Genomic DNA, 437 nt, shown 5'->3' with positions numbered 1-437 from the left:
CAGCGGGAGTACAGCTTTGATGAGCACGCGACTCTGATGTCCACCACGGACACCGAGAGCTACATCAAATATGCCAATCAGGCGTTCATGGAGGTCAGCGGCTTCGAGCCGCAAGAGATCCTCGGCCAGACGCACAATCTGGTGCGCCACCCGGACATGCCCCCGGCTGCCTTTGCCGACATGTGGGCCACGCTCAAAAGCGGCGAGCCCTGGAGCGCACTGGTCAAGAACCGGCGCAAGAACGGGGACCACTACTGGGTGCGGGCCAATGCCATTCCCATCATCCGCAATGACAAGGCCAAGGGCTATATGTCGGTGCGCACCCAGCCCGAGCGCAAAGAGGTCGAGGCGGCGCAAAAGCTGTATGAGTCCATGCATGACAAGGGCGCTGCCGCCCCCGAGCTGCACAAAGGCATAGTCTCCAGGAAGGGGCTGGG

1 protein-coding gene is annotated in these 437 nt (G+C 61.8%); it reads left to right on the top strand.

Translation table 11 applies throughout. The annotated features are described in order from the left end of the window. Positions 1-437 (top strand): PAS domain-containing protein (locus P353_RS04855; RefSeq protein WP_034366086.1); only part of this gene is annotated, 437 nt, incomplete at both ends.

It is taken from the genome of Comamonas testosteroni (genome assembly GCF_000761245.1).
GTDB classification, from domain to species: domain Bacteria; phylum Pseudomonadota; class Gammaproteobacteria; order Burkholderiales; family Burkholderiaceae_C; genus Comamonas; species Comamonas testosteroni_C.
Note: the sequence above shows the minus strand (reverse complement) of the source record. Positions and strands in the feature narration are given on the sequence as shown.